General features: G+C 43.3%; 25 protein-coding genes and 1 tRNA gene. 9 read left to right on the top strand and 17 right to left on the bottom strand.

Annotated elements, in window-relative coordinates; all coding sequences use genetic code 11:
• Nucleotides 1-3: 3 nt before the first annotated feature.
• The 4 genes from KCTCHS21_RS04260 to KCTCHS21_RS04245 form a co-directional block, all read right to left on the bottom strand.
• Nucleotides 4-1,452 (bottom strand): phage tail sheath family protein, encoded by a 1,449-nt coding sequence (locus KCTCHS21_RS04260; RefSeq protein WP_130605281.1) that lies wholly within the window; start codon nucleotides 1,450-1,452, stop codon nucleotides 4-6.
• Between the two features lies 1 nt (nucleotide 1,453).
• Nucleotides 1,454-1,645: a YqzN/YkzM domain-containing protein gene (locus KCTCHS21_RS04255; protein ID WP_130605280.1), complete on the bottom strand. Its 192-nt coding sequence runs from the start codon at nucleotides 1,643-1,645 to the stop codon at nucleotides 1,454-1,456.
• A gap of 14 nt (nucleotides 1,646-1,659) precedes the next feature.
• Nucleotides 1,660-2,499: a hypothetical protein gene (locus KCTCHS21_RS04250; RefSeq protein ID WP_130605279.1), complete on the bottom strand. Its 840-nt coding sequence runs from the start codon at nucleotides 2,497-2,499 to the stop codon at nucleotides 1,660-1,662.
• A 103-nt stretch (nucleotides 2,500-2,602) separates the two neighbouring features.
• Entirely contained in the window at nucleotides 2,603-3,172 is a 570-nt protein-coding gene (locus KCTCHS21_RS04245) for a sigma factor-like helix-turn-helix DNA-binding protein (protein WP_157993944.1), read from the bottom strand.
• Nucleotides 3,173-3,436: 264 nt separating this feature from the next.
• Here KCTCHS21_RS04245 and KCTCHS21_RS04240 point away from each other — a divergent pair, with 264 nt between their 5' ends.
• Nucleotides 3,437-3,841 (top strand): helix-turn-helix domain-containing protein, encoded by a 405-nt coding sequence (locus tag KCTCHS21_RS04240; protein WP_130605277.1) that lies wholly within the window; start codon nucleotides 3,437-3,439, stop codon nucleotides 3,839-3,841.
• Nucleotides 3,842-3,928: 87 nt separating this feature from the next.
• On the top strand, nucleotides 3,929-4,498 hold the full coding sequence (locus KCTCHS21_RS04235; RefSeq protein WP_130605276.1) for an ImmA/IrrE family metallo-endopeptidase: 570 nt from the start codon (nucleotides 3,929-3,931) through the stop codon (nucleotides 4,496-4,498).
• 104 nt (nucleotides 4,499-4,602) lie between these two features.
• Here KCTCHS21_RS04235 and KCTCHS21_RS04230 read toward each other — a convergent pair whose 3' ends face one another.
• On the bottom strand, nucleotides 4,603-5,262 hold the full coding sequence (locus KCTCHS21_RS04230) for a PsbP-related protein (protein ID WP_130605275.1): 660 nt from the start codon (nucleotides 5,260-5,262) through the stop codon (nucleotides 4,603-4,605).
• A 312-nt stretch (nucleotides 5,263-5,574) separates the two neighbouring features.
• Here KCTCHS21_RS04230 and sda point away from each other — a divergent pair, with 312 nt between their 5' ends.
• Complete coding sequence (gene sda / locus KCTCHS21_RS04225) at nucleotides 5,575-5,745, top strand: sporulation histidine kinase inhibitor Sda (RefSeq protein WP_157993943.1); 171 nt, start codon at nucleotides 5,575-5,577, stop codon at nucleotides 5,743-5,745.
• A 76-nt stretch (nucleotides 5,746-5,821) separates the two neighbouring features.
• Here sda and KCTCHS21_RS04220 read toward each other — a convergent pair.
• A tRNA-Thr gene (locus tag KCTCHS21_RS04220) sits at nucleotides 5,822-5,897 on the bottom strand.
• Between the two features lie 185 nt (nucleotides 5,898-6,082).
• Here KCTCHS21_RS04220 and KCTCHS21_RS04215 point away from each other — a divergent pair.
• Nucleotides 6,083-6,691, top strand: a complete 609-nt coding sequence (locus KCTCHS21_RS04215; RefSeq protein WP_130605273.1) for a DUF3298 and DUF4163 domain-containing protein — start codon at nucleotides 6,083-6,085, stop codon at nucleotides 6,689-6,691.
• A 244-nt stretch (nucleotides 6,692-6,935) separates the two neighbouring features.
• On the opposite strand, the gene KCTCHS21_RS04210 is transcribed toward KCTCHS21_RS04215, so the two are convergent.
• Nucleotides 6,936-8,063 carry a phosphodiester glycosidase family protein gene (locus KCTCHS21_RS04210; RefSeq protein WP_130605272.1) on the bottom strand — a complete coding sequence of 376 codons (1,128 nt, stop codon included), beginning with the start codon at nucleotides 8,061-8,063 and terminating at the stop codon, nucleotides 6,936-6,938.
• Between the two features lie 280 nt (nucleotides 8,064-8,343).
• Here KCTCHS21_RS04210 and KCTCHS21_RS04205 point away from each other — a divergent pair, with 280 nt between their 5' ends.
• Nucleotides 8,344-9,219, top strand: coding sequence for an aldose epimerase family protein (locus tag KCTCHS21_RS04205; protein WP_130605271.1), 876 nt, complete (start codon nucleotides 8,344-8,346; stop codon nucleotides 9,217-9,219).
• A gap of 27 nt (nucleotides 9,220-9,246) precedes the next feature.
• Nucleotides 9,247-10,236, top strand: coding sequence for an aldo/keto reductase (locus tag KCTCHS21_RS04200; RefSeq protein WP_130616341.1), 990 nt, complete (start codon nucleotides 9,247-9,249; stop codon nucleotides 10,234-10,236).
• A gap of 45 nt (nucleotides 10,237-10,281) precedes the next feature.
• Here KCTCHS21_RS04200 and KCTCHS21_RS04195 read toward each other — a convergent pair whose 3' ends face one another.
• The 6 genes from KCTCHS21_RS04195 to KCTCHS21_RS04170 all read right to left on the bottom strand — a co-directional run bounded on the left by KCTCHS21_RS04195 (nucleotide 10,282) and on the right by KCTCHS21_RS04170 (nucleotide 18,884).
• The gene (locus tag KCTCHS21_RS04195) at nucleotides 10,282-10,908 is read right to left on the bottom strand and encodes a zinc-ribbon domain-containing protein (protein ID WP_130605270.1); all 627 of its coding nucleotides are present in this window, start codon (nucleotides 10,906-10,908) and stop codon (nucleotides 10,282-10,284) included.
• 106 nt (nucleotides 10,909-11,014) lie between these two features.
• Complete coding sequence (locus KCTCHS21_RS04190; RefSeq protein WP_130605269.1) at nucleotides 11,015-11,917, bottom strand: TetR/AcrR family transcriptional regulator; 903 nt, start codon at nucleotides 11,915-11,917, stop codon at nucleotides 11,015-11,017.
• A 46-nt stretch (nucleotides 11,918-11,963) separates the two neighbouring features.
• Nucleotides 11,964-15,041: an efflux RND transporter permease subunit gene (locus KCTCHS21_RS04185; protein WP_130605268.1), complete on the bottom strand. Its 3,078-nt coding sequence runs from the start codon at nucleotides 15,039-15,041 to the stop codon at nucleotides 11,964-11,966.
• A gap of 338 nt (nucleotides 15,042-15,379) precedes the next feature.
• Nucleotides 15,380-15,808 (bottom strand): hypothetical protein, encoded by a 429-nt coding sequence (locus tag KCTCHS21_RS04180; protein ID WP_130605267.1) that lies wholly within the window; start codon nucleotides 15,806-15,808, stop codon nucleotides 15,380-15,382.
• Between the two features lie 74 nt (nucleotides 15,809-15,882).
• On the bottom strand, nucleotides 15,883-16,827 hold the full coding sequence (locus KCTCHS21_RS04175) for a DoxX family membrane protein (RefSeq protein WP_130605266.1): 945 nt from the start codon (nucleotides 16,825-16,827) through the stop codon (nucleotides 15,883-15,885).
• 563 nt (nucleotides 16,828-17,390) lie between these two features.
• A complete protein-coding gene (locus KCTCHS21_RS04170; RefSeq protein WP_130605265.1) occupies nucleotides 17,391-18,884 on the bottom strand; it encodes an MDR family MFS transporter in 1,494 nt (497 codons plus the stop codon).
• A 217-nt stretch (nucleotides 18,885-19,101) separates the two neighbouring features.
• Between KCTCHS21_RS04170 and KCTCHS21_RS04165 the strand changes: the two genes are divergently transcribed.
• A complete protein-coding gene (locus KCTCHS21_RS04165) occupies nucleotides 19,102-19,704 on the top strand; it encodes a TetR/AcrR family transcriptional regulator (protein ID WP_157993942.1) in 603 nt (200 codons plus the stop codon).
• 76 nt (nucleotides 19,705-19,780) lie between these two features.
• Here the strand turns inward: KCTCHS21_RS04165 and KCTCHS21_RS04160 are convergent, their stop codons facing one another.
• Both KCTCHS21_RS04160 and KCTCHS21_RS04155 read right to left on the bottom strand, forming a co-directional pair.
• Nucleotides 19,781-20,446, bottom strand: a complete 666-nt coding sequence (locus KCTCHS21_RS04160; protein WP_130605263.1) for a phosphatase PAP2 family protein — start codon at nucleotides 20,444-20,446, stop codon at nucleotides 19,781-19,783.
• 37 nt (nucleotides 20,447-20,483) lie between these two features.
• Nucleotides 20,484-22,352 (bottom strand): LTA synthase family protein, encoded by a 1,869-nt coding sequence (locus KCTCHS21_RS04155; protein ID WP_408621757.1) that lies wholly within the window; start codon nucleotides 22,350-22,352, stop codon nucleotides 20,484-20,486.
• A gap of 133 nt (nucleotides 22,353-22,485) precedes the next feature.
• Between KCTCHS21_RS04155 and KCTCHS21_RS04150 the strand changes: the two genes are divergently transcribed.
• The gene (locus KCTCHS21_RS04150) at nucleotides 22,486-22,782 is read left to right on the top strand and encodes a hypothetical protein (RefSeq protein WP_130605262.1); all 297 of its coding nucleotides are present in this window, start codon (nucleotides 22,486-22,488) and stop codon (nucleotides 22,780-22,782) included.
• Here the strand turns inward: KCTCHS21_RS04150 and lplT are convergent.
• Nucleotides 22,758-23,954: a lysophospholipid transporter LplT gene (gene lplT, locus KCTCHS21_RS04145; RefSeq protein ID WP_130605261.1), complete on the bottom strand. Its 1,197-nt coding sequence runs from the start codon at nucleotides 23,952-23,954 to the stop codon at nucleotides 22,758-22,760. The two genes, KCTCHS21_RS04150 and lplT, sit on opposite strands and share 25 nt — an antisense overlap.
• A 202-nt stretch (nucleotides 23,955-24,156) precedes the next feature.
• Here lplT and KCTCHS21_RS04140 point away from each other — a divergent pair, with 202 nt between their 5' ends.
• Entirely contained in the window at nucleotides 24,157-24,933 is a 777-nt protein-coding gene (locus KCTCHS21_RS04140; RefSeq protein WP_130616339.1) for a (2Fe-2S)-binding protein, read from the top strand.
• Between the two features lie 99 nt (nucleotides 24,934-25,032).
• Here the strand turns inward: KCTCHS21_RS04140 and KCTCHS21_RS04135 are convergent, their stop codons facing one another.
• Nucleotides 25,033-25,785: a class I SAM-dependent methyltransferase gene (locus tag KCTCHS21_RS04135; protein ID WP_130605260.1), complete on the bottom strand. Its 753-nt coding sequence runs from the start codon at nucleotides 25,783-25,785 to the stop codon at nucleotides 25,033-25,035.
• Nucleotides 25,786-25,863 lie beyond the last annotated feature (78 nt).

The following is a 25,863-nucleotide window of genomic DNA, read 5'->3' as shown; positions in this document are numbered from 1 at the left end:
TCCTTATCGCACAATGAATGTGCTGAAAATTTGTTCCATTACATCTGTCAAACGAGCTTCCCATTTCAAGAAAACCTGATCCGGCTCTGGCGTAAAATCTGGATCAGAATACACGTCATAACCTTCCGTTTCGATAATTCCAGCTTGAGCGAGGGACTGTAGATATTGCTTACAAGCACCAATTAGCGCCAGTCGACCCTCTTCGCTGTTGTTAACCTTACCGATATAGAAATCCTCGGCTGTCCGTTGCAGATCCGAATTAATGCTATCCATAACACGAATCGTACGAATCTTCTTCCATGAATTGGTCTTCCCTTCAGGAAGAGCAACCAAGCTATTAATTCCACGCAAAGCTTTAACCTGTCTACCATCATGAATGAGTAAGAAGACACCGTTACGTGCTGCTTGTTCTTGTTCAGATCGGCTCCATCTACGAGTTACATCCTCGAATGGGGAGGGTGCATAGGTAGTAGACTCATTTAAGCCTTGACCTGCAATCAGACCAGCCACATAAGCAGTTAACTGAGCAGAGCTATAAGAAATGTCACCCAGCTTCGCACCTGTACCGACATTTACAATACCCTCGCTGTTAAAAATAGTGCTGCGAAGCGTCGCTTTACTTACCGCATCTGATGCAACATCGTCTGTAGAGGAGCCTCCTAGCACCGCTATGACTCCCTTGCCTTCTTCCCGAATCCGGTTTGTCCATGAAACAACACTCGCTTGGAGTGCTGGATCTGAAACTCCATCCAGATAAAGCACATTAAACTCCTGTGTCTCGAAGTCGGTCAATGCAGCTGCATAATTTGCATTCACAATTCCCGCAATACCAGAATCACCACCAGCCAATGAGATTCCTGATACATTCGTTAGAATGCCATTGCCCTCTGCGACCTTAGTAGCCACAATCCATTCGTTGCCTGAATCACCGTTGATTTCGGCAGCGGCAGCTTGGATTGACGCACCAGTAAACGTAATCGTGCGAAGTAAAGTCGTGCCTTCGAATAGCTTCAAATCCTTCTTCCCTGCATCTACCGGATTAACTTGCACCGTCACCTTAAAGGCGTTACCACGAGCACCGGGATACTTAGCATCGAGCTTCAATACATTAACCGGGGTCGTGCCAGTATCGGAAAGGGTAATTGTTGCAGCTTTCTCATTCCCATCCGCTAATCGATAGGCTATAACCTTCCGAGCACCTCCCAGCAAGGCAAGCTTCAAAGTGCTATACGCATTAGCCCCACTTGCTTCAGACCGCGTAAATACTTCAGCAATATCTGCTTCTCGTGTGATTTCAACAAACTGTTTAACGGGTCCCCAATGCGAATGAACTGGGGCTATGACTACACCTCTAGAACCCGATTGAATTGCCGCTGAAGCAGCAGCGCGAAATGCCATATAAAATCCCGGTAAAACCGGTTTATCTGTCGAACTCCAAGTTCCTCCTGCCATATTAAAGCACCTTCCTTTTCAGAAATTGGCCGACCAAGCGCTTTGCTTCTTCGACTGTAATTTGAATTTGATTTGTTCCCTGTAATGCTCCTGCTACCACTTCTGGATTCACCTGAAAAATAGCCTGAGCGTTCTTAATCAGCTCATCCCGGTTGTATTGAGCATCAGCATGCTCAAGTTTTTTACTTGCCATTTGGGCCACCTCAATTAAAGAATCGAATGATAATTAATTTGCTGCATTAATGGGCTTTCTTCAACCGGTCGCTCGATTTTTCGAGTTAAGGTTAACGATATTTGCCCTTCTGTTATCGAATCCAATTCTAGATCAGCTATCGGATTTAATAAGGTTAAATAGCGTCGGTTGGGTAGATCGAGTGGAATTTTGGTACTGCTGTTTAAGCGATGCACCAATTCCAATGTCTTCGTCGTTTGTTCATTCAACGTCCGACCGATAACATGGCCAACAATTCGCTTTTTCAACTCGAATGCTGCCCGATTTCCTGCTGATGCTTCGATATTTTCCAATCTCCACAGAACTGAAGGCCGTATGTAATCAAGCGGCCATCTTTCTCGATAAACGTGCCATTCATTGCCCAACACGACACTCGACCAATTTGTGAGAGCCACGAGCCAAGTATCATCCTCTACGGCAACCGTCCCTTCATAGCTTCGAGCGGCCATTACTGAGAAACGGAGCCCTCGAGTAATCCCATCCCTTTCGACATCAGCCTTATCTGCGGCTACGTTTCCCTGATACTGACATGTGAACACTTCGTTAGTATCAGGGTCGATAATGACCTGTCTATCTAGCGCCAGCATGATTAAATCAGAGAGCTTGTCCACATCGGTGAATTCCGTCTGGGATACGTATGGCCACACCTCAAATTGAGCTCGGAATCCAGTCCATTGATTGTCTTCCACATCCGCTCCTTGTATGAGCAGCACATACGGTTTCTCGATGCTAGCAGAAGTTTGATGGACTTCAACTACCCTGCCGTCAATGAGCGGAATGGCCTGAGCCAATCGTTGCCGGATACCGCTTCTCATGTCTGGAGCCCATAACTGTCAAGTAAAATGTGCCTCTCCATGTTATCCCTCCTAGTTAATAATTTTGCTCTCACTATTAGGTGGCAACCGTACGACAGCCCTGCTAGCCGACTAAAATTAGAATGCCTTGGACATTGTCAGATACCTTTCGTTGAGCGCGTACCATATAAGTGCCTACACTGGATTTGCTAATGTTTAATAGTGCGGCGATTTCGGATAAAGAGTAGCTCTCCCCATGAGCAAGCATGTAACAGCTGCGTTCACGATCCGTTAATCCGCGTAGTGCGGCTTCGAGGCGAAATCGATTTTCACCCTTCTCTTCTTCCTGCGGGGAGCGAGGCATGCTTGGATTTGCAATCATAGGTAGCATTGCTGGATCCATAAGTACCTCTCGCTGAGTGCCTGACCGACGTTCAATGCCTCGTAGGTTTCCCGGCCTTCTTCCTGTCCTCAGCCACTCAATGACATACGAGCAGCTCGCTATCATTTCGACAACCAACCGACGGTCCTTATCTAAAACAAGAATTTCATTCATCATTTCTAATGTTCTAACAGGCTCCAATTCGCTTATACGTACTGTTAGCTCGTCCGCTTTCTTTAGCAGCATCCTTCTGGTTTCGATGTAGCTCTCTAAGCTTGCTGTGCCTAAATCAGTAATTATCAGGTCCTTCATTCCTTCACTCCCCTTTATTTTTTTTGCCATTTTGGCAAGTTGTATTTGTAAAATAAAACATCACATAGGGATGACTGCATTATGGATGTCCCGCGCCACTACTTTTATCACTCATTTATTACCAATTAGGTAACTTATCCTCATATTAAATTGCCAAAAAGGCAAAGTCAACGTTTATTTTACCGATATGGCAAAATAAACTTCTTTACCCATACGGAAAATATGGTACACTCTAGTTATCCATAATAAAGAAGGAAGATTAACATGTCGTTAGGTTTGCGTCTTCGAGAACGTCGGGAGAAGTTCAATAAAACGCAGCTGGAAGCAGCAAAGCATCTAGGCATAAGTAATGTACAGCTTTCCAGATATGAATCAGACGATCGTAAACCAGATCCAGATATGCTAAGCCGTTTCGCTGAATATTATCGTACAACAACGGACTACTTGCTTGGTCGGACGAATAACGCCTTATCTGATATTAATGACTCGCCAGGAACGACCGAATATCCGGCCTTCGAACAATTTATAAACAATCCAGAGCATGGGGTATTCTTCAAGGATTACTTAAATGCTCCAGAGGAACGGAAAGAGGAAATGCGCCGGTTCTGGGAGTTTATTCAGGAGAAGGAAAAGGGTCGCAAGCCGGGAGATCGGCAAGAAAAGAAATAAGATTCCATCAAGTATTCCATCAAGCCCTTATGGGCTTTTCTTTTCAATAAAAATACGAACATACATTCTCATTGAAAGGACTGGACTATGTATAAATACTATCAGACCACCCCGTTGGAGCAATGGATTGAGCAATTGTGGATGAGATCAGGTATCGTCTCCGTATCATCTCTGAACGTCGATGAGGTGGCTGTACGATTAGATGTATGGGTCCATTACATGCAAGACACAAGTAGAGCCCTTGAATACATGGGGATGCGGTCAATCTTGATCGACCAGCGTCAGGATCGGGAATCCCAATGGGAGGATTTCTTGCATGAGCTGTGCCATGTTCTGCGACATGCAGGCAATCAGACGACTATGCCCCGACTGTTTTGCGAGGGACAGGAAGCGGAAGCTAACAGATTTGTGCTTTATGCAGCTATTCCGTTTTTTATGCTGCAGCACTTGAAGCTGGCAGATAGAATTGACGAAGCTGCCGGGCAGATCGCCATGCATTTCGGAGTGACATTTGAATTAGCCCGTAAGAGGCTGGAGCAAATCCAGCGCAGAACACTATCGTCTATTTTATGGGAAGAGGCTCTAAAGCAAGAAGCGCAACAGATGCTCCTGCCTATGGGAGCCTCGTACGAAAAGCAACATGTCCAGCACCCGTAACTATTCGACCAAAATAACTCTTTCCTATACATTGCGATATATTAAATAAGGCCCTCAACCCACATCAGTGGAATTGAAGGCCTTATTGTTATTGTTATCTATTTCTATTCAAATATCCAGCTATCAACCATTGTACCTACTGTTTCAACATATTTGTCAAAGCTATCTGGCTCAGCAGTATAGCTAAGAATATAAGCTTTGCCTCCAGAAATTGTAACTATTTGACGCCAGTGCAGATCAAATGCGCCCTGCTTACCGGTATACTCTAAAGTATAAAATTCAGTTCCTGCATCCGTTTTAGCTAATTCAGCATCAATCAATTCCATGTCTGTAATAAATTGAGGTAGAGACTGTTTGGATAGCTCTCCGTATTGCTCTAACGTAATAGCTTGTCCACCCAAATCCTGAACAACAATATTTACGCTTTCTTGAAACTTGTCGTTTTCACCTTCGAGAGGAGTTAAGAAAGCTATAATCGCTCCTGGGATGTTCTCTTGAGTTGTCCAGCTTTCAGGGTACTGGATGCTTGTACCATTTTCTTTGCTTTCGAATAACTTGAACCCTGCTGCCACACTTGCTTCACTGGATGGTGACGCTGAAGGACTTTCCGATGAAGTAGCAGAAGCCGATGGTGACGCACTTACATAAGGTGATGGACTATTTTTCTCTTCCTTGGAATTACCACCACATGCACTCAACGCTAGCGCCAGTAAACCAAGCGCAACTGAAACCTTCAAAGCTTTTCTTGATGAATTTCTCTTCATAATCTTATCCCCCTATATGAGCACATTTTGTTATTTTCTCCCATAGGAGAGTGCCCTTCGACAAGGATACAAGATTCTTCTTATTTAGTAAAATTTATATACAATTTATTCCTTTTTTCGCATATTATTTACGTTTATTTATTACATTAATCTCTATTTTTACCTTTATATTAATGTTTTCACCACTCACAAACAGGGTAATGGAAATTAAAGTATTTAATAAACTAACAAACACCTCATATATTTTCATAAAATTTTCTAATACTTTGGCGATATGATGAACTTACTCAAATAAATGAGGGGGTGATTAATTTGCGTGATATTAGAGACGCTGTCCACGCTCTGGACAACTGCTTCCTGATCAACAAATTTAACGCAGCTTCTGTGCATTCACCTGATGACGAATTCATTCAACTGCTTCTCGAGGAAATCATTAGCCGAGAGCTAACGATCGAAGAAGTATTGCACGCCGAATTACATTAAAGCAACCAGAGAAAATAAAAAATCCCGCAGAGCTATTCAGCTCCACAGGAAGTTGTTATTTACATTAGATTAAAACTGGTGCCGACTAGAGGACTTGAACCCCCAACCTACTGATTACAAGTCAGTTGCTCTACCAGTTGAGCTAAGTCGGCATGTCGTATTTTGTTGCTCACAAGATAATATATTACCAGCATATCACGTTGTTTGCAAGTACTAATTCAAAATTTTTTATATTTTTTTCTTAGGTCATCAAACCTCATAGTCAGGACACAATTTATCTCCTTTGCATACACTGGGATGATATTAGCCCAGCCCACTCAAGCAAAGGGGAATGACGATGAACGGCCAAACATTAATGCTTCCAATCCGAGTCCGCACAATGACCGCCAAAAACGTAAAAATTAGAATTCCTTACGTGACTGGAGGCACAACACCAGCAGCTCAAGAGGCTATGAATAAGTCGATTGCAGCAGCAAATCAAAAATTGCTGAAGGACCAAGGATTTCCCAGTAAGGATATTCAGCAAATGGACGGAACGTTTGAAATCAAAACAAATGAACGAGGCGTGCTCAGCCTATCGCTTCTCAACTATACATTTACAGGTGGCGCCCACGGCAACACTCTGCAGAAATCCCTTACCTTTGATGCTAACACCGGCCGCAGCTACACATTGGGGGAATTATTTAAGAAGGGCAGTAATTATCAAGCCCGCCTGAACACCATTATTCAAGCCCAGATTAAAGCTCGTCAGCTCCCATTACTGGTAGAATATCCGGGGATTACACCCGATCAGGACTTCTATATCGCCGACAAATCATTAGTCATATATTTTCCTCTGTACGCCATTGTTCCATATGCCTGGGGCTTTCCTTACTTCCCAATCTCGGTCTTTGAAATCCAAGATATCATTGATGAAGAAGGACCTCTTGGTATACTTATGTACTGAGTGAGCAGAGACATATCCAAGTAATGACTTCGCCGTCCTCAAGACGGTGGTACACGTTAGTATCGAGCGATCAGATGAGTAAGGAACCAAAATCAGTTTAAAACAAGCCTCCAACCCCAACTTTATTAAAGTGGAATTGGAGGCTTTCTATTCAGACTTTCTATTCAGACTTTCTATTCAGACTTTCTATTCAGACTTTCTATTCAGGCTCTCTATTTACGCTTTCCATGGCAATCTTATTTTCCTACCATTTCCCCGCATCAATCTCCGACGGCTTTAGCCCCGCCCAAATGTTCGGTATCTCAACGGCGTCGGGATCCTCAAACACAAGAAATGCAGTTGGTAAATACCTTTCGCCTGCGGACGATGAAGGCTTATTCACGATTTCACCGTTTTCCGCAACTAGCACAGTAGAAGAGCCCCCATCCAAATTGGCCGCAATAACGGCACCGCGCTTAAGCAGTATCTCCTGTGCATCATACAAGGTTGCTCCCATGCTATAACCCGGTTGACGCCCATCTATTAATAGAAACAATATGGTTCCATCTTCTTTTTGTGCCATAACCGTACGAGGAGCAATGCCCCAGCCTTGCGAACGATTAGGAATAAGACCTTTGCCATTGACGATAATTCGCGGCGAGAAGCTTACTGCTTCGGATATGCCCAATTTAATCAATTCATCAACAGAGTATTTCCCCGCTAACATCTTGCCTTCCTTGTCTATACCAACGATTTGCACGCTTTTATTACTGCCAAGCCCATTATAATAAATTTTACCCTGACTGATGACAATGCCTATTGGTTTAAATCCATTACCTTTCCAATTGGGATCTGCGAAGCCACCTGCGTTTATTCCTGCAATCGCGCCCGTCCGTTTAACCATGCTGGAAACCCTTTCGCCACGCCCCCTCTTATTAGGGACCACGAGCCTGACCTTCTTCGGATCACTCACCGTCATCAGATAGCCATGGTATCCGTCTCCGTCCACTTCCTCAATAGTAACTAGCTTCGCCGGCTCTGCCTCGCCGATTCCACCTGCGCCTTGCTGATCTTTAGGTGGAAGTGTGTGGGTATCCCGTTCTTCCCCCATCTCTTCGAACTGCTTCACATAAAGAGAAACCCTTTCCCGCAAAGCCTTCTCCCCAATAATATACTTAGCCCATTCCCTATGCTGAGTTGTAATAATGGAGTCAGCTAGTATATAACGGTACTCTTTACCTGAAGGAGTTAGGAAAAACCAGCCGGTAAATAAAACGGAAAAGGTAAAACCAGTCACGAATACAATCTTAAATAGCATCCATAATACAGATTTCTTCTTCGGTCGAGCTGCTTTATTTTTACGCGAAGGAATTGTTGAAGTCCTTGCGTTCATTGAAGTTGACGCCGATGTCGAAGATCTAGGCGGTAATGGCGTAATGGCGCCCACGCTCCTCTATTCTTTAATGTGCACTTCCTATATACGAGATAGACAGCATTCATGTTGCGGATTGGCGGCTGCAAACGATTTGAGCAACAAAATTTCCTAGGAAATGACGTAAGACATCCCTTTTCGCCAATCATTTGAGTCAATTAATTTCTTGCTGCCGTTTAGTGCTGCAACAAATATTGGTATAATAAAGAAGATAAATGATCATGTACAGGAGGAACACCCATTGAATGCTAGCACGAATTATCAAATCAAACAATCTATTGACGGATTCCCCCTTTATGTGTTGAAGGATGTACATACGAATTCCCAAGTCACAGTATGCCCCGAACGTGGCGGTATTGTAACTAGCTGTATTCTGAATGGCAAAGAGCTGCTTTATCTGGACCGTGAGACCTTCTTAAATCCCCAAGCGAACATTCGCGGCGGAATCCCTGTTCTATTCCCTATCGCAGGACAGCTCGTTAACGGGCAGTATGATTGGGACGGTCAAACCTATCAGATGAAAAATCACGGAGTCGCACGAATCCTTCCTTGGGAAGTAGTAGCTACGTCCACCGATGGTTCCGCATCAATTACACTCTCGCTTCATAGCAATGCAGAAACCCTCGCCGCCTACCCTTTCGAATTTGAACTACGCTTTACTTACCGTCTTCAAGATGGCATTCTCTCTATCGAGCAGCAATACCTTAATCGTTCTCAGCAAGAGATGCCGATGGTTTCTGGTTTCCATCCTTATTTTGCAACGGAAGGCAAAAATCTTAGCTACGTTACCGACGCAACCCGGATACTCGATTATAACGACAATCAGCAAAAGCCTTTTAATGGCTCCCTGAATCTAGAGACAATGGTAGAATCGGCAGCGTTGCTTGACGCCAAGAAAACGGAAATTGTTTTCCCGCTTGCAGAGGGCTATCATGTGCGTCTTACCTATAGCGAGCAGTTCCGTTATGTTGTGCTTTGGTCAGTTAAGGATAAACCCTTTGTCTGTGTTGAGCCTTGGACTGCATTAAACGAAGCTTTGAATGATAAGAAAGAGCTTCTAATGGTAGCGCCAGGAAATACACTTGAGTTAGTCATGAATATTGCTTGCGAAAAATGATTTGACCTTTTGGGAGGATGACGAGTGATGGATGTACTAGTGAAACCAGACCTGCGTAAGTTTGGTACAACGGATATGCTTCTTTCTCCGCTCGGACTTGGCTGCTGGCAATTTAGTAAAGCACGGGGAATGGTTGGGGGATATTGGCCGAAGCTAGATAATTCACTCATCCACGATATCGTTCGTATCAGTCTAGAAGGCGGAATCAACTGGTTCGATACTGCTGAAGTATATGGCGGCGGCGAATCAGAGCAAATATTAGCTGAGTCTTTACATGCGGCCGGAGATCTAGCAAAGAATGCTCATGTCGCTACAAAGTGGTGGCCAGCCTTCCGAACAGCTAGTAGCATTCCACGTACGATTGAGGAAAGACTTCTCCGTCTGGGTGGGTATCCGATAGACCTGTACATGATCCATCAGCCGTTCTCCTTCTCCTCGGTCGCTAGCGAAATGAGGCAAATGGCCAAGCTCGCAGAACAAGGTAAAATCCGATATGTGGGAGTAAGCAATTTCAATGCTCCGAAGATGAGAGAAGCGGATCGCGTTCTTCGAGAGCATGGCTTGCGACTCGCTGCCAATCAAGTCAAATATAGTATGCTCGATCGGCGAATTGAGCGTAATGGTATTTTGGAAACTGCCCAGGAGCTGGATATCGCTATCGTTGCTTATTCCCCATTGGAGCAAGGCATTCTTAGTGGTAAGTTCCACAGCAACCCTGAGCTTGTACGTAAAGTATCAGGTCCACGACGTATGCTGAAAGGCTTCAAGCCTAGTGGTTTACAGCAAACGAAACCGTTGATTGATGTACTTGTCCGTTTAGCCAACCAATATAATGCCTCAGCTTCTCAAGTAGCTCTCAATTGGATCATAAATGCGCATGGCGAATCAGTATTTGCCATTCCAGGTGCATCCAAGCTACAGCATGCTGAGGAGAACGTGAAAGCAATGGGCTTCCGGTTAACTGATGCTGAGATTGGCGAGTTAAGTGAAGTATCCGCGCGCGTTGCGTTGAAATAATAAAAACCCTCAACACTCCCTTAAGAGAATGTTGAGGGTTTTCCTTTAGTACCACCTATTATCAACATACCATTTGCCATTAATCAATTTTACATCCATAGAGTTTTCTTCCGTAGATTTTCCTTCCTCATTTACGAAGACGACACCGAAATTCACGGATGCTGAACTATTGTTGATTTTGACATCTTTAATTTTGATTTCTAGATACTTATTCGTATCCTTTGCAAAAAGATTCTCTATATCTTTCAGAATGCTATCCTTGTCTACTCCTTCAGGCAATTCCTTGGGATCCATAACAGATACGGTCAGATAAGAGTACATGCCCTTAAAATTCTTACCCTTCACGGCATTAAAATAGCCCTTTACTGCTTTTTCCGGAGTAGAATGACTTCCACCACCAACACCACTGGTGAATTTGAAAATAAGGAACACAACGACAATTGCCGCCAAACCGACCAAAATCAGCTTCTTCGCTTGATCGGATAAGCCCCTTGGATACGTGTCAGGCGCTGCCGGCCAGCCTTGTTCATCCTGCGAAGGTTGAGTCGCTGCCGCTATTTCCTGTGACGTCCAATTGTCTAACGCAGGAGGAGCCTGTCTAACTTCAGTGCCACAACTGGGGCATCTTGTAGCCGTTTCTATCAATCTTTCTCCACAATTGGCACAATACATTTCCGCAAATCCCCCAAGCTGTGTAATATTTCCTCTAACTATACACAACTTGGTCGAATTGTTGTAGGTAGTAACTAAAAATTTAGATGAACTTTATGATTTGGCTCTAATTGTTTAATAGACTTTGTTCCAATCTATCCAACGAGCTATGCCATTCCTCTAAGGCATGCTGCCTTATTAAAGCAATCATCCCCCGAATGAGCAGGTGATTCGGATGTACAGGCTTTTTGGCTTCTTCCTTTAATATGAGCAGCGCTGCCAACAGATCGTTTAACGTTCCTTCATCCCAGTAGCTCTCCGACGCTGATGCATTAACCTTATCGACTATCTCCTCGACAAGAGTTACCTCTTCATTACCTGCTTCCGGAGATAAACCAGCCATACTACGCAGCGTTGCTATATCAGGAATAGGCAATATGGGCACTTCCCTTGCTTGCTCAATTCCTGTGATGAGATCATCTAGTCTACGAACGAGAAAACGACTTATACGAAGATCATCAAATTTCTGCTCTTCAAAAAGAATAGCCTCTAAATATTGAGATACAATACCTGACAATAGTGCAGAAACATCTCCCAAGTACGGCTCAATAGATCGGCCGTAGGTTGCCGTTAGCTGGGTCATGTTCCATAGCTTGCCCCACGCACGAATTCTTAGCACCTTTTGCTGGATTTGTGGATGTAAGCCCGTTAGCGGCTCTTTAATTAACATCCGCATGAAGTCCTGATGCTCGTATATGAATTGAAACTGTCGCTGCAATTGTATGACAAGCTTTTCTTTTGGCGGGAGCCCCCTTTCCTCCGGGGGCTCCTCCAGCCGATTAAACATCATTTCCCCATAATATTCAATGATTGATAATAACAAATCATCCTTCGACTTGAAGTAAAAGTATATGGAGGCCTTTGCCATTCCAAGCTCATCGACGATTTCTTGAATAGAAGTCGCATTGAATCCCTTTCTGGCAAAGCAGAGTATCGCTGCATCGAGAATCTGCTTTTTTTTGTCCTGCATGACTCTCCTCCTTCTCCACAACCCCTGTTTACAATACTACAGACGACTAAACATTTACCTTATTTGTTTTACGTCTCATTTTCATGAGAATCTCATAAATAATCGGAACAATCAGTAGCGTCAACAGCGTTGAGCTTATAAGCCCCCCAATAACGGTAACGCCAAGCCCTTTGGAAATAATTCCAGAGCTCTCGAAGCCGAATGCTAGTGGTAAAAGCGCTCCGATTGTCGCCAAAGCCGTCATGAGAATTGGACGTAAACGCGTGCCTCCTGCTTCCAGCAATGCTTCACGTGTCGATAAGCCTGCTTGCTCCTTGTGAATAACGCGGTCAATGAGAACAATTGCGTTCGTAACCACGATTCCAATGAGCATAAGTGCGCCCATAAGAGCAGATACGCTTAGCGTTTCACCTGTGAGATAAAGCGCTGCAAGTCCACCGATAATCGCGAATGGCAAGGAGAACATTATCGCGAATGGAGCAAGACCTCCTCCGAATGCAAGTACCAGCACGAGATATACGATAGCTATTGCAGCTACCATTGCGAGCCCTAGCTGTGTGAATGTTTCTTTAATTTGCTCAGTCACTCCACCAAATTTTACTTCTACGGTAGCTGGCTTATCCAGCTTATCGACTTTTGCTTGTAAATCACTCGACACCTTAGCTACATCCGATTTCGTGATTGCTCCACTTACAGCCACAACCATTTTAGAATTTTCCCGCTTGATAGCATTCGGGGAAGTTCCTCTCTCGACACTAGCTACGTCCCGAATAGCTACTTCAACCCCAAGAGGAGATTGCAGCTTCGCATCGAGTATCTCATTAATATCCTTGTACTCTGCTACCGAAACGTCTACATATACGTTATACGTTTTGCCTTGCTCCTCAACCTGTGTCAGTACAGCGCGGTTGCGTATAGGGCTAAGCTTCATTGCAATCTGGCCAGCAGTCAATCCATATTGGCTTAGCTTCGCTTGATCAGCCACGATAGTGTATTGCTCGTATGTCTTGGATAGACTCGTGCTTACTTTTTCGAAGGAAGAATCATTTTTCATTAAATCCGCTATCTTATCGACTACCGGCTTTATTTCCTCCAGATTGTCTCCATAAACATTAATACTGAAGTTGCTTCCTCCTAAGCCGCCACCCTGTTCCATCTCAGCAAATTCACCCTTAGGCACAGCCTTCTTCAATCCTTCAAGCAACGCTTCTTTTTTATCCGCAAAATTTTTCGTCTTGCTATTATACTGTAGGAAAAATAATCCCGACTTCGAAGGTCCCGGTTGTAGCGGGTTCTCGCCACCAATAGAATATTGCAGACTAATAACATCCGGTTGCTCCAGCATATACTTCTCTGCTATTAAGGCACGCTGCTCGACATCCTCAATCCGATCGCCCGGTTCAGGGGAATACGTAACCATAGCGTACTTATCCTCTTGCTCCGGCAAGAAGCTCGCTCCAATTAACGGAACAAGGAATACACTTCCTACAAGCAGCGCGAATGCAATAACCAAAGTGATGATCTTATGGTTCAAAGCAGATGTAAGCAAGCTACGGTAACCATTCGCGAGTCGTCCATGGTTCTCCTCTTCATTGTGCCCCTTACCTGCTTTAATCCCATTTTTAAACATTTGATGAGCTAGCATAGGCACAACAGTAACGGCAACAACAAGCGATGCTAACAATGCGAATACGATAGTTAATGCGAACGGAAGGAAAATCTGTCCAACCATTCCGCTTACGAGACCAAGTGGCAAGAAAACAGCTATCGTTACGATTGTGGAAGACATGATTGGTAAGAACATTTCCCGAGTGGCTTCAAGAACAAGCTCTCTGCCCTTTAGCTTCTCACCTGTCAACGACATACGCCTGTATATATTTTCGATTACGACAATGGAGTCATCGACCACACGCCCAATCGCAACTGTCATGGCACCAAGCGTCATAATATTAAGTGTAATATCGAATTGCTTCAGGAGAAGCACTGCAATGATGAGTGACAATGGAATGGAAACGATAGATATTATGGTTGTACGAATGTTCCGCAAGAATAATAAGATAACAGCTACTGCAAACAATGCGCCGAACAATGCCTTGCTAAGCATCGTCTTAACCGATTCTTCAATAGGCTTTCCTTGGTCCAGCATGACGTCTAGCTTCAGGTCCTTGAAGGTTTCCTTCAGCTTATCAGCTTCCTTTTTAACCCCATTAACGACATCAACTGTATTCGCATCGTTGGCTTTAACAATTTGGATTCCGATGGAAACCTCGCCGTTCGTACGTGAGATCGACTCCGCCTTACCCGTCATCTTCACATCCGCGATTTCATCCAATGTAACAGTAGGCAAACCAGCTCCTGCCTCTGCACCACCAGGGTTAGTAGCTGATGGGAAAACGGGAATTACCACTTTCTTCAAGTCGTCAATGGTTGTGACACGGCCATCAACAACTACCGTTTTCTCTGTTTGCTCCAGCTGGAATAAGCCAAGCGGAACCTTCAAAGCCGAGCCTTGAACGATTCCTTTAACTGTTTCTTCATTTAATCCAAGCTCAGCCATTTTCTTAGCATCGAACTTTAATGTAACTTCCTCAACGTATTGCCCTGCAATTTGAACGGAAGCAACTCCCGGGATACCTTCCAGTGCGGGACGAATTTGATCGGAAACGATTTTAGTCAAATTCTCAAGACTTTGTCCAGAAGCACTTAAAGTGATAACTGGAAAAGAGGAAAAGGAGAATTTAGAAATAGATGGTGCTTTTACTCCCTCTGGGAGGGTAACCTCTGCAGCCGCTTCCCGTAGTTGGGTAACTGCGGCCTCCATATTTTGACCAAAATTATACTCGATTGCAATGGAAGAAACATTCTCCATTGAAGTCGAAGTGATATTCTTAATTCCATCTACATTTTTGAGGCGTTGCTCTAATGGCTCTGTTACCTGCTTTATAATGACATCTGGAGCAGCACCAGGAACAATTGTAGTAACGTTAAGAAATGGGAAGCTAATATTTGGTAAGCTCTCTTGCTTCATGTTCAGTCCAGAATAAAGACCGGCAATAATTACGATAATCGTAATCATCCATAATGCGAATTTGTTTTTCAAAGAAAATCCAATAACACTTTTCAAACGGCTCCACTCCTCATTATGTTTATCTGTTTATAACTACGACTTCCATTTACTATCCATTTAATTTTATCGAACATTAAGTCAACAAGTCAAATGGCGATAGTGTGTACATTAATGTGAACAAGGAAATAGTTAATCGAACAATTGGTCGACAAAATATGTAGCTTGATGCCTAGTTTATTTAATACCTTGGAGCTTAATGAATTTAATGTATAAACCTATTGTCTTCAGTCTAGTCGACGTATATTCAAAGCTTCTGCTCGCTACAAAGTAAAGAGCCAATTCCTAAACCCGTAGGTCAAGTAATTGGCTCTTTAGCTTCGGTGCAATGTCTAAAGTTATACATTCAAGCTTTGATTATCTGAAGCGCCATGCGAGGTTGCTGTATAGCGGAACAGAGCATATCCGGCTACTCCGTAAATTGCCGCTTGCAGAAAGTTGTATAGTCCCAGATATTCGAAAGGGAATAGAGCTAGAAACGCATACCCCCACAAAGCATAAGGCAAGTATTTTACATTTTTAGAAATGAGCGTTAACCATCCCCCGACGAAAAATCCATAAAAAGCGATCCAGTGAAGAGGGATGTCGTAAAATAATGTATTATACGTTTTGTAGTTTATGTCTGTTCTTACTAGAAGCTCCTGCAATAACAGTATTCCTAGTCCGCCAAAAATAATGTGTAGGTGAAAGGGCATTAATTGCCTTACGATTCTGAAAGAAGCTAGAAATTTCCGAATTTCTTTAACAACAACCGCAAATTGCTCCATGCAATATTCCTCCTTTTTTTACCTATTATACATCAGGGTGGTAATACACATGCAGACAATTTATTAGTTATTGCTTACGCAAATCGGTAGTATAACAGCAGAAAAGTAGCGAGCACGAGTAGGAAGTTAAGCGCAACAAAAACAATTCTATCCAGCTTCGTCTTGTGCATGTCAACGGGGGGCTTGTAGAAGCTGACACCCTCTATAATAAACAGCAACAATATAATGTGAATCATAAAGTGTCCAACGATTTCGGTATATCCGAATAGCATTGTTGTCATTATAAAAATCCCTGTAAGCACAATTGAAAGCAATCGGTTTAATATTCCTACAACGAGCAGATAACCGACTACAAATTCAATGAATGCTGCCAGTACGATAAACACAGCCGGTGGGAAGCCGAAGGTCGGCACGTGATGGTTTTCTATAATATCAAGACTCATTGCTGGGAAAATCCACTTCTCGACTGCCACCCAGCAGAGAGAAAGTCCTGTACCCAGATACAGTAAAGGGAACGACCAACGCTCAAAATTTGTGCGATTAAATAACAGAGCAGCAGCTATTGCTAAATAGAAGCCGTAGTCCAGCATGTGAAACAGGCCGTACTCCCCTATGTAATACACATATAGACCGATCAGAACAAGCGAGCCTAGCTTCACTGAAATGTGATGCGGAATAAGCAATAATGCAATGGTCAAGCCAAGAGCAATTGCCACTCCTCCTTCTGGATGGGCAAACTCAGGTGCGAATAGATCCCCCTCCAGGAACGACCACAATAGCGCTAACGCTGTACCATATTGCAAAATGTACGATGACCAAGGACGTAATCTCTCCACCTGGTGATCTAATTTTCCTAGTGCGGAAATTTTCATTATAGCCGGAAGAACTTGCGTCAATATAGCCAGAAGTAGAGCAACAGCTATTGCTGTACTCATGAATACTGGAGATAAGACATTATCCAATACCTCTTTGACAGGCTTTACATCCGTGAACCATTTAACATGCGCGTATTGAAACATTGATTCTTTCCCTTCCTCGCCGACGAGTTATTATGTCTAAAGTATACCATTGATTACCTTTCTAGACCTTTTAATTTGAACATTCATTGACAAATAAATGTAAATAGTGTATAGTATTAACTTGTAGAAGTAGTAACCCTCAGGTTTTATCCTCTTAGGGCAATATTCCTCCGTTTTCCCACACATTCCTTATTAAAGATCTAGGATCTCAGATTGGCTGCTGGAAGGAACACGAATTCTCACTGGCGCGACCTCGGAGTCGCAAGAACGATGGAGAGGTAGGGCTATCGTTGTATTCGTGAAAGTGAATTCAGGATGAATCGCGCGGTTGCGCTTCAATAATAAGACCCCCGACAGGTACTTCTGCGGGGGTCGTCCAATTTTAAATGACAAGCATAAACGGCTGACGCCGTCTTTCACGGCGCTCAACGTTTATGTCGGAGACATATCAGAAAAGTATTGAAAATTCTATACTTTATGATACGTGTGTAAAAAAGAGGCCGCCCCTCAGCTACTTTCATAGCTTTAGGGTGACCTCTTTTACATCATTTGATGTAAGGCTCTTAGTGCCCTATCATCATCGGAACTTCAGCATGCTCGCCTTCTACCTTCTTAGGCTTGGTAAGCATTAGACCTAATATTCCACCAACGACAGCAATTCCAAGCAGGATTAGGAATGTATAACCGAAGGATGAGGCGAACAAATTCACATCCGGTTTTGTTTTGCCTGATTCAGCCATTAAATTATTCATCTTAGTAGACGAAATCGTCATAAGAATGGCAATTGCAAAGGACATCATTACCTGTTGCGCAGCATTAGTAAGCGAAGTTACTCGACCTACAAGGTTCTGCGGTGCAGATTGAATGAGATGATTATTAAGTGGCATCATGAACAATCCCATACCGGCTCCAAGTAGAGCAAGCGGCAGCATAACTGAACCTATGCCGGAATCGCCAGAAATATTGGATAGAAGCAATGTAGCTATCGCAGTCAACGCCATCCCTGCAAGTACTAGCGGACGAGCACCGAAGCGATCAGACAGCTTACCACCAATTGGCATGAACAAGCCAGATGCCAATGCTTGAGGCAGCATGATCAAGCCTGTTTCAAGAGGGCTATATCCATGTGCTTGTTGCAAGAACAGGGGTACAAGGAACATTGTTCCGAACATAGCAATTTGTGAAATCCATTGCACGATAATCCCTTTAGTAAAGTTACCGGAACGGAACACTCTAAGCTCAAGTAACGGGTCTTTGCGATTCAATTCCACCAGAACGAATAGAATCAAAGCAATTAAACCAACACCCGTGCCGATCAACGTAGATGCGTCAGTCCAAGTGGATTTCCCTGATATAGGATCAATACCACCCTCAGAAACGCCATATACGAGTGCGGCAAAAGCTAGAGGCCCTAAAATCATACCTAGCAAATCTAACGAGGCTACAGATTGACGTTGAATGTTAGGCAGCTTACGAATTCCAAGGAAGATAGCGATAATTCCGATAGGCAGATTAATCAAGAATATCCATTGCCAGCTATGATATTCAACGAACCAACCGGCTACAACAGGTCCAAGAGCAGGACCAAGTAGGATCGGGATACCCATCATACCCATGATAGTTCCGACTTTCCCTGGAGGAGATAAGCGGTAAATAAATGCCATCGCAATAGGAACGACGACGCCTCCACCTAAACCTTGAACGATACGGAAAGCGATAAGTGTTTCAACCGAGTTGGCCATTGCACAAAGCGCTGATCCGATGGTAAATAAACCAACTGAGATCAAGAATACTTTTTTCGCGCCGAAGCGATCCGATAACCAGCCTGCCAATGGAATGACCGCAGCCTGCGCTAAAGCATAGCCTATAACCGTCCATTGCACGAGCGACAGATTCAACAGCTTAAATTCTTCTTGAAGCTTGGGTAGAGCGACGTTAACGGCCGTTCCATCCAATATAACCATAAAGATACCTACGACAATCGCGATCAACGGCCCTAGAATGCTACGTATAGAAAATGGGACCTCCGTTGATGCTGGTGCTGCTTTTGAAGACATGTGTACCCTCCTATCCAAATTAGAGCTTCCTATGTGTAGCCTCTCTCGTCCATTGACCGTCTTAGTCTTTGACGTTACAATAAGGACATATGGGCACTACATAGGCAAACCCGCAACGATACCGGACAATTGTCCGTTTAATCTCGATGTTAACGGACAATTGTCCGGTTGTCAACATGATGAGTGTTAAATTTCTGTAAAGCGAGGGGGAAAATCCGTGACCATTCGTAGGGAGCGTAGAGACGCCGTCGAACATCGTCGATTAATTCTGCAAACTGCGCAAAGCCTATTTAACCAGTATGGCGTTCAACCGGTAAGCATGCATCAAATCGCAAAAAAAGCAGGCATCGGACAAGCAACGCTGTATCGCAAATATGCCCACAAGGGCGATCTTTGTCATGATATTCTCCACGATTACATTCAACAGCTCATGGACAAAATTAATAATTACCTGCTTGCCCATAAACAAGCTCCTCCTGAGGAAAAAATTGCGGGCATATTAGTTCATTGGATTGACGCCGTGGAAGAAAAGTCTGGCCTAATCATTGCCATGGAATCCAAGATGAGCTGCGAGGATGATAGAGGGAATTTCTTTCATTCTACAATATATCAGTTTTTTAGAAATAAAATATCAGAGATCATTATTGAGATTCTAAATAGCAAGGATTCTCCACCTTCAATAGATCCCGATTTAGCCGCTCATTCGCTTATTTGCTGTCTATCGCCCATAGGATATTTCCACATTAAACAAGAGAAGAATTATACAGTTGACGAAATGAAACAAAGAGTCCTCCAGCTTTGCAGATTTCCATGGACATAGCTTTAGCCTACAAAAAAGGGCTGATCTTCTCTAGCAGATTTTACATTCTGCAGAGCCGATCAGCCTTTTTTTATCATCATGCACCGAAGGTGCTTTTTTGGCGTTCTCTGGTAACCTTCAGCTTACGCTCAATCAAAATCATTACTGCTATGACGACTTCCACCAAGAAAAACCCAGCAAGAGCATCTACTATAACGTGTTGCTTAACAAACATTGTGGACATAATAATAAGGCTCGACATTCCGGTAATCAGTGTAACATTCCACTTGTTCTTGAAGGAACTGGTCCATACCATTCTCATGACCATATAGCTTGAGAAACAGTGAATACTCGGAAAGCAATTGAAAGGCTGATCCCTATTATAGATAAACCTCATAAGCTCGGAAAACGGGTCATCCCCGGTAACGACCGGACGATCAACCGTCGTTTGGAAGAAGGAATAAATCAAGTAACAGATTAATGCACAAACGATATAGGTGATAAGAGCCCGATAATACACATTAACGTCCTTCTTGAAGAAATAAATCAAACAGACGTAAATATAAAAGATCCATATCGAATAAGGCAACGCGAAATATTTAATAAAAGGTATCGCATCATCTACTACTGTAACCAATCTGTATACTTCTTGGCTATTCGTATTGTTAGTCCAAGCATACATCCAGCCCAGAACCGGAAATACAAGCATAAACAGCAACGGAGTGTATTTCTTCCATTCCAAGGTTTTTAGTTTGTGTATCACTAATCTACCTCCCTATATATCTATAGCGATAAACAAATTAATCATGCTTAGGCAAGTTGCTCACATAACTATCTGAAAGCCTTAATAGCTCCAGTGCTCGACTAAATTCGTCTTCGGTCGAATCATTCTTAGATGGCTCTACCCCATCGAACGGATAAGTTAATCCATCGTCATATTTCAGACCTGGGACAAAAATTCCTTTATCATTGACGAAGGAACCCGATGGCAAATAATAACGCTGTGGCAGCAGATTGTCTGTTACATTAATAATATCCTGTCCGAAGTGAATATGGTCTTGCAACGAAACTCCAAGCAAGTTAGCCAGTGTAGGCATTATATCCACTTGTCCGCCCGTTTGTGGAAATACCTTTGGCTCCGTAGCGCCAGGTGCAACAATCATCAAAGGAATATTCAACATCTCGGAAAACTGATAGGAACGACCGTAAATTTCCTTCATCAGGTTTTTCTCATGCTCGGTTAACGAGTAGATCGGCAATCCAAGGTGATCTCCGTAAATGATAAGCACCGATTTTTCCCATAACCCGTTTTCCTTAAGCTTTTCGATAAACTGACCGATAGCATAATCCGTATAATTCTGTGCTTGAATATAATCGCCAACTAACGTTCCATCGAATCTTTCCGGTAGCTTAAAGCGAATTTTCCGCTCAGGAATATTGAACGGGTGATGCGACGACATTGAGATAACCTGCGAGTAAAAAGGCTTTCCTGATTGACTCATCTTAAGTAGCTCATCTGCAGTCTTATCGTAAAGCACTTCATCAGATGGACCGAAGAAAACCATATCATCATTTCCAAAAAACTTAGCATCATAATACTCATCGAACCCAATTGCCTTATAGAGCTCCTTACGATTCCAGAATTGGACGTTATTCGTATGGAAGGTTGCCGTCTGATAACCCTGCTCCTTAAGCACCTTAGGCATGCTTGGCAACGCCAAATGGCCATAGTCTTGAGCTGCAGCACCATACGGTGGAATATAAAAGGATGTATTTACAACAAACTCCGCATCCGATGTGTTCCCCTGCCCAACCTGCTGATAAAAATGTGGAAAGTAAAAATGCTTCTTGCTAAGCTGATTCAAGACAGGCGTTATTTCTTCACCATCAATCGTGTGGTTTAGCAAGAAATTTTGCGTAGCCTCCAGCTGTAAAACAATTACATTCCTACCCTTTAGCTTACCCCAGTAATTAGAAGCTTCTGGATCCTGTCCAAGCTGAATGCCTTTAAGCTTCGCAATCGCTTCGGGAGTAACATTGCTAGGATCCTCAATCTCTGCTGTCGCGCTAGCAATAACGGCATAGGCCTGATAATTCAAGATACCCATATTCTCCGCCTGCTTCAGCTCGTTGATGCTGTCCCGGTGGGTCCAGACACTCATCACACTCACGCCCAGAGAAATAACAAAAATGGCGGATATCAATATGCCTGGCTCGCGAACAGAAAGCGTTTTGCCCCATTTTCGAAACCGACGGTTAAAGAATAATAGTAACACTGCAACAATATCGGTATAAATAAACAAGAAGTAAGGATGTAGCAGGGAAAAGACGCTTCCTTTGACTTCCGTCACTTGGCCTACCTGCTGTAAAGCATGATAGGTAACAATAACGCCAAAATATTTGTAGTACATAATAACAGCGAAGTATATGGTCGTTATTAATAAATTAACAGCTAGATACACTCCCAGCTTTTTACGCGGGGCTAACCATTCAATAAGACAGAATAGCACCCAAACGGAAGGAATTCCCGTTGCAATCTGAAGCCATGCTGAAGCGCTGTCGAACACAACGATTCTGGCCAAATAAATCTTAATGACCATCAACAATGTGAAGAAGACAAATGGCTTGGATAACCAAACTCCTAAACGTAAAGATTTCAACCTGCTCACCTCCGAAGACCTTATCTATTATAACGAATGTTAACTCAGTGTTAAAGTACTACATGGAGGAAGATCCTCTAAAGGTTGGCTAAAGAAATCGCTCTCGCGTATAATGAAACAAAACTTGAAAGGGGAAAACCTAATGGCTATAACCTATACAAGAGAATATGATCATATTCTTGATGACTTGTCCCGCGCCCTATCAACGGTTCCTCAATTTTACGATGCGTTCGAGATGGAATCGGACGACTGGGAAAGTCTAGATGAGGAGGAAAGAAAAATTTGCCTCCGTACCCTCGCTGACGATCTTTTCTATGTTCTCGCTACAGAAACGACAGCTGAAGTAGGCCTTGGAAAGGCTGAATATGATTCAGCCCACGCTGTCATTAAAGTTACAGCAAGCACTCAGCTCGTTCATGTCGTTTCCTTACGGGAGTAGCTGGCACGGATTGCACGAATCATAAAGGCCAAATAAATAAAGAAAAAGGTTAAAACCACTCCAATACCAACAACTGAGGAATTCACACTAACATCCATTTTCCTCATCATTAAGTAAAGGAACAAGCCGATAACAGTTAAGCTGTTTTCAACGAAGTTCTGCACGGCAATCGTCCGTCCTGAGCCAACGGCGGTTTTCCCTTCCTCTTGAAGCATTGTGTTAAGGGGAATAAGGAATATACCGCCCATAACTCCGGTAATAAACAGCAACGTAACGGTTAACCAGATCTCATTCGTGAAGTTAGCAGCCATCACCGCACAGACCATGCCAATTCCATAATAAAACCCTCTATACAGCCTTCCTTCCGGCACGAGCTTTGGAGTGAGAAAAGCACTTCCTACAACCCCTAGCGCAGTCACGCCGATAATCATTGATTGCTGATCCGTATCTGTAATCCCTAGATTTAATGGTAGCCATGCAATCAATGCGATACGCAGCACCGACGCTGTAAGCCAGAATGCCCCCGTACCGAGCAACGAAAACCTGCTCCTGCTATTGCGAAACAGCTTTACTAAGTCATGAAAAAACTGCCCCGCAGCTTGCTGATAGCGAATGTTCGGATTTCCTGCCTTGAAGGGGACGAGAAACGTCATAGCTAGCGAGAGCAAGTAAATGAACAAACAGACCAGAATCGCAGGCAGGTCGGAATTGACCGCAAGAAACCCTCCAGCTACAGTCCCAAGCAAGATAGCCAATATGGTTGAACCCTCGACTTGCGCGTTCGCCCGCAAGAGCTCACCTTCATTGGTCGTTAACTCCGATAATATTCCGTACTTCCCAGGTGAATAGACAACAGCTCCAACTCCAACGAAGAAGTAACAGATTGCGGGTGGTAATCCACATAGCAAAAGAAAAATACCTGTTGCTTTCAATATGTTTCCTAGAAGGAGGACATGCGATTTTGCTTTCTTATCAGTAAAGGCCCCTACTATCGGGGCAAGGATGACATAAGCGAACAGAAAAGCCATCTGAATATATGTAACCATTCCATCAGGATCAGACAAGCCTTGTCTACTGACCAGCCCAACAATCAGGAAAAAATTTAAGTTGTCCGCGAAAGCGCTTAAGAATTGCGTCCATACTACTGCATTTAATGGTGATATCTTCTTCATGAATCCAAACAATTGCCCCACCCTTTCTTATCAACCTTCTCATTATACTCCTTCAATTTACGTTCGTCCCCTATCTCATGTAACATTTTACATAACCTTTAAGCACTTTCACAACATTGACAAACAAGGGTTTAAATCGCTATTATAATGAGATTATCGGATCGATAATGATTATCATAATCGTAAGTGGGATGGGATAATAATGGATTTAAAGTTAATAGAACAGTACTTCCATATCTCCACGAAGGGTGCTGAGCATCCACTTATTTCTTTACCTTTAAACGACATTCTAAACGCAGAAACGATGAAAAAGATACTTCAGAACGGTTCAGAGCTGCTACAAGCAAAAGGGCTTGAGCTTGCTGTTGCTTCTATTGGACTGGCCTTTTTCGGCTTGGCAGCAAGCAAACAAATTGTAATGTCCCAGTACAATCGAATACTCGATCTCTCTCTGGACAATCTCACAATACAATTAGAATCGCACGATGATCATGCCCATATTATTTTTAAAATTACGGAATTAAAGTGGACAGAGCTGCCCACCGTAAACCGAGAAGCGGCCATTAGAGCTGAATGGTCTACATACTTCGCCAATACTATGAATCCGCTAATTGAAGCAGCTTCCTCTGCCGCAGGTCTGAAATCAGCTATCATCTGGAATCAATATGGCGCTCGGATAATTTCCATAATGGATTACCTTAAACCGCTTGTTCCCGAAGGGCCAATGAGGCAGACGCTCGAGAACGATTACTTACTGCTAGCTAGCATGCCGGGTGAAACATTTAATCGCCGCAAAAATCCCTATGACCATACGCCGTGTTATATCGACAGTCCCTATAAAGACGGCGAGAAACTTATGCTCCGCTCTTCCTGCTGTATGTACTATAAACGAGAGAACGGTGAAAAATGTTTTACCTGTCCGATTCTCAAGGATCAAGATCGCGCCGAATTAACGCTAAAGATTAAAGCTGCGCAATAGCATAATTAATAAGGTGTCATAAAAAACCAGTCCAATGGCTCGATGGAGCTTTGGACTGGTTTTTTTTGTTTAAATAAACTTTTCATTTCTGCCGCTAGGCTAAATGCTCTTGTGGGCAATAATCATGAATCTTTTTGAATTTGTCCGGATTCCTTTATCAGTTTGATTGTTATCTATAAATTGATGAAGAATTTCATAATCATGATCGTATTCCCCAAAGCTCGGCACAATGGGCGTATGCTTCAGTAAAAATAATAAATCCTCGTCGGCTTCGAAATATTCTGTAGCATCATACTCAAAGGACTGGACATCAGAGAAGCCTGCCTCTTTCAGTTCTTCGATGTATCTATTTTTCAAGGTCCCATCCGGATCTTTGCTCTGTCCTCTTCCGAATGCTTGTTTAATGTTAAGCTTATCGTTTTCGCTTACTTGCTGAGTAAGGAACACCCCGCCATTTACCAAGACCTTTGCTATTTCCTTGGCAGAGAAAGGAGAGTGCCTGCAGGATACCACATTAAAATAACCGTTAGGGAATTCAAGCTGTTCTGCATCCATTTGATAAAATCGCACATTATGTTTATTGGAATGCTCTAGATGACGAGAAGCGGTTTGTATCATACTAGAAGAGAGATCAACTCCGACTAATAACAAAGCAGCATCGGCTATTGATAATAAACTCTCTCCTCCACCCGTCCCAATATCCAGCAATAGATCAGACGGTTTACATCTCTGTGTGACCTCATCATAAAATTGCCACTTTACCCCTTCGGCAGTAGCTTTTACTCGACTAAAATCCCAGCCATTTAATCGCCCGACTGTATCATAAAATTTTTTGTAATCAAATTTGTTCATGTTTAATATCCACCTTTCAGTTAGAGACAGACTACACCCTTTGCAACTGGTACGCGTTTTACCCAGCCCGGGAGCTAG

Source organism: Cohnella abietis (genome assembly GCF_004295585.1).
GTDB lineage: Bacteria > Bacillota > Bacilli > Paenibacillales > Paenibacillaceae > Cohnella > Cohnella abietis.
This window is presented reverse-complemented; position numbering and strand designations above follow the sequence as displayed.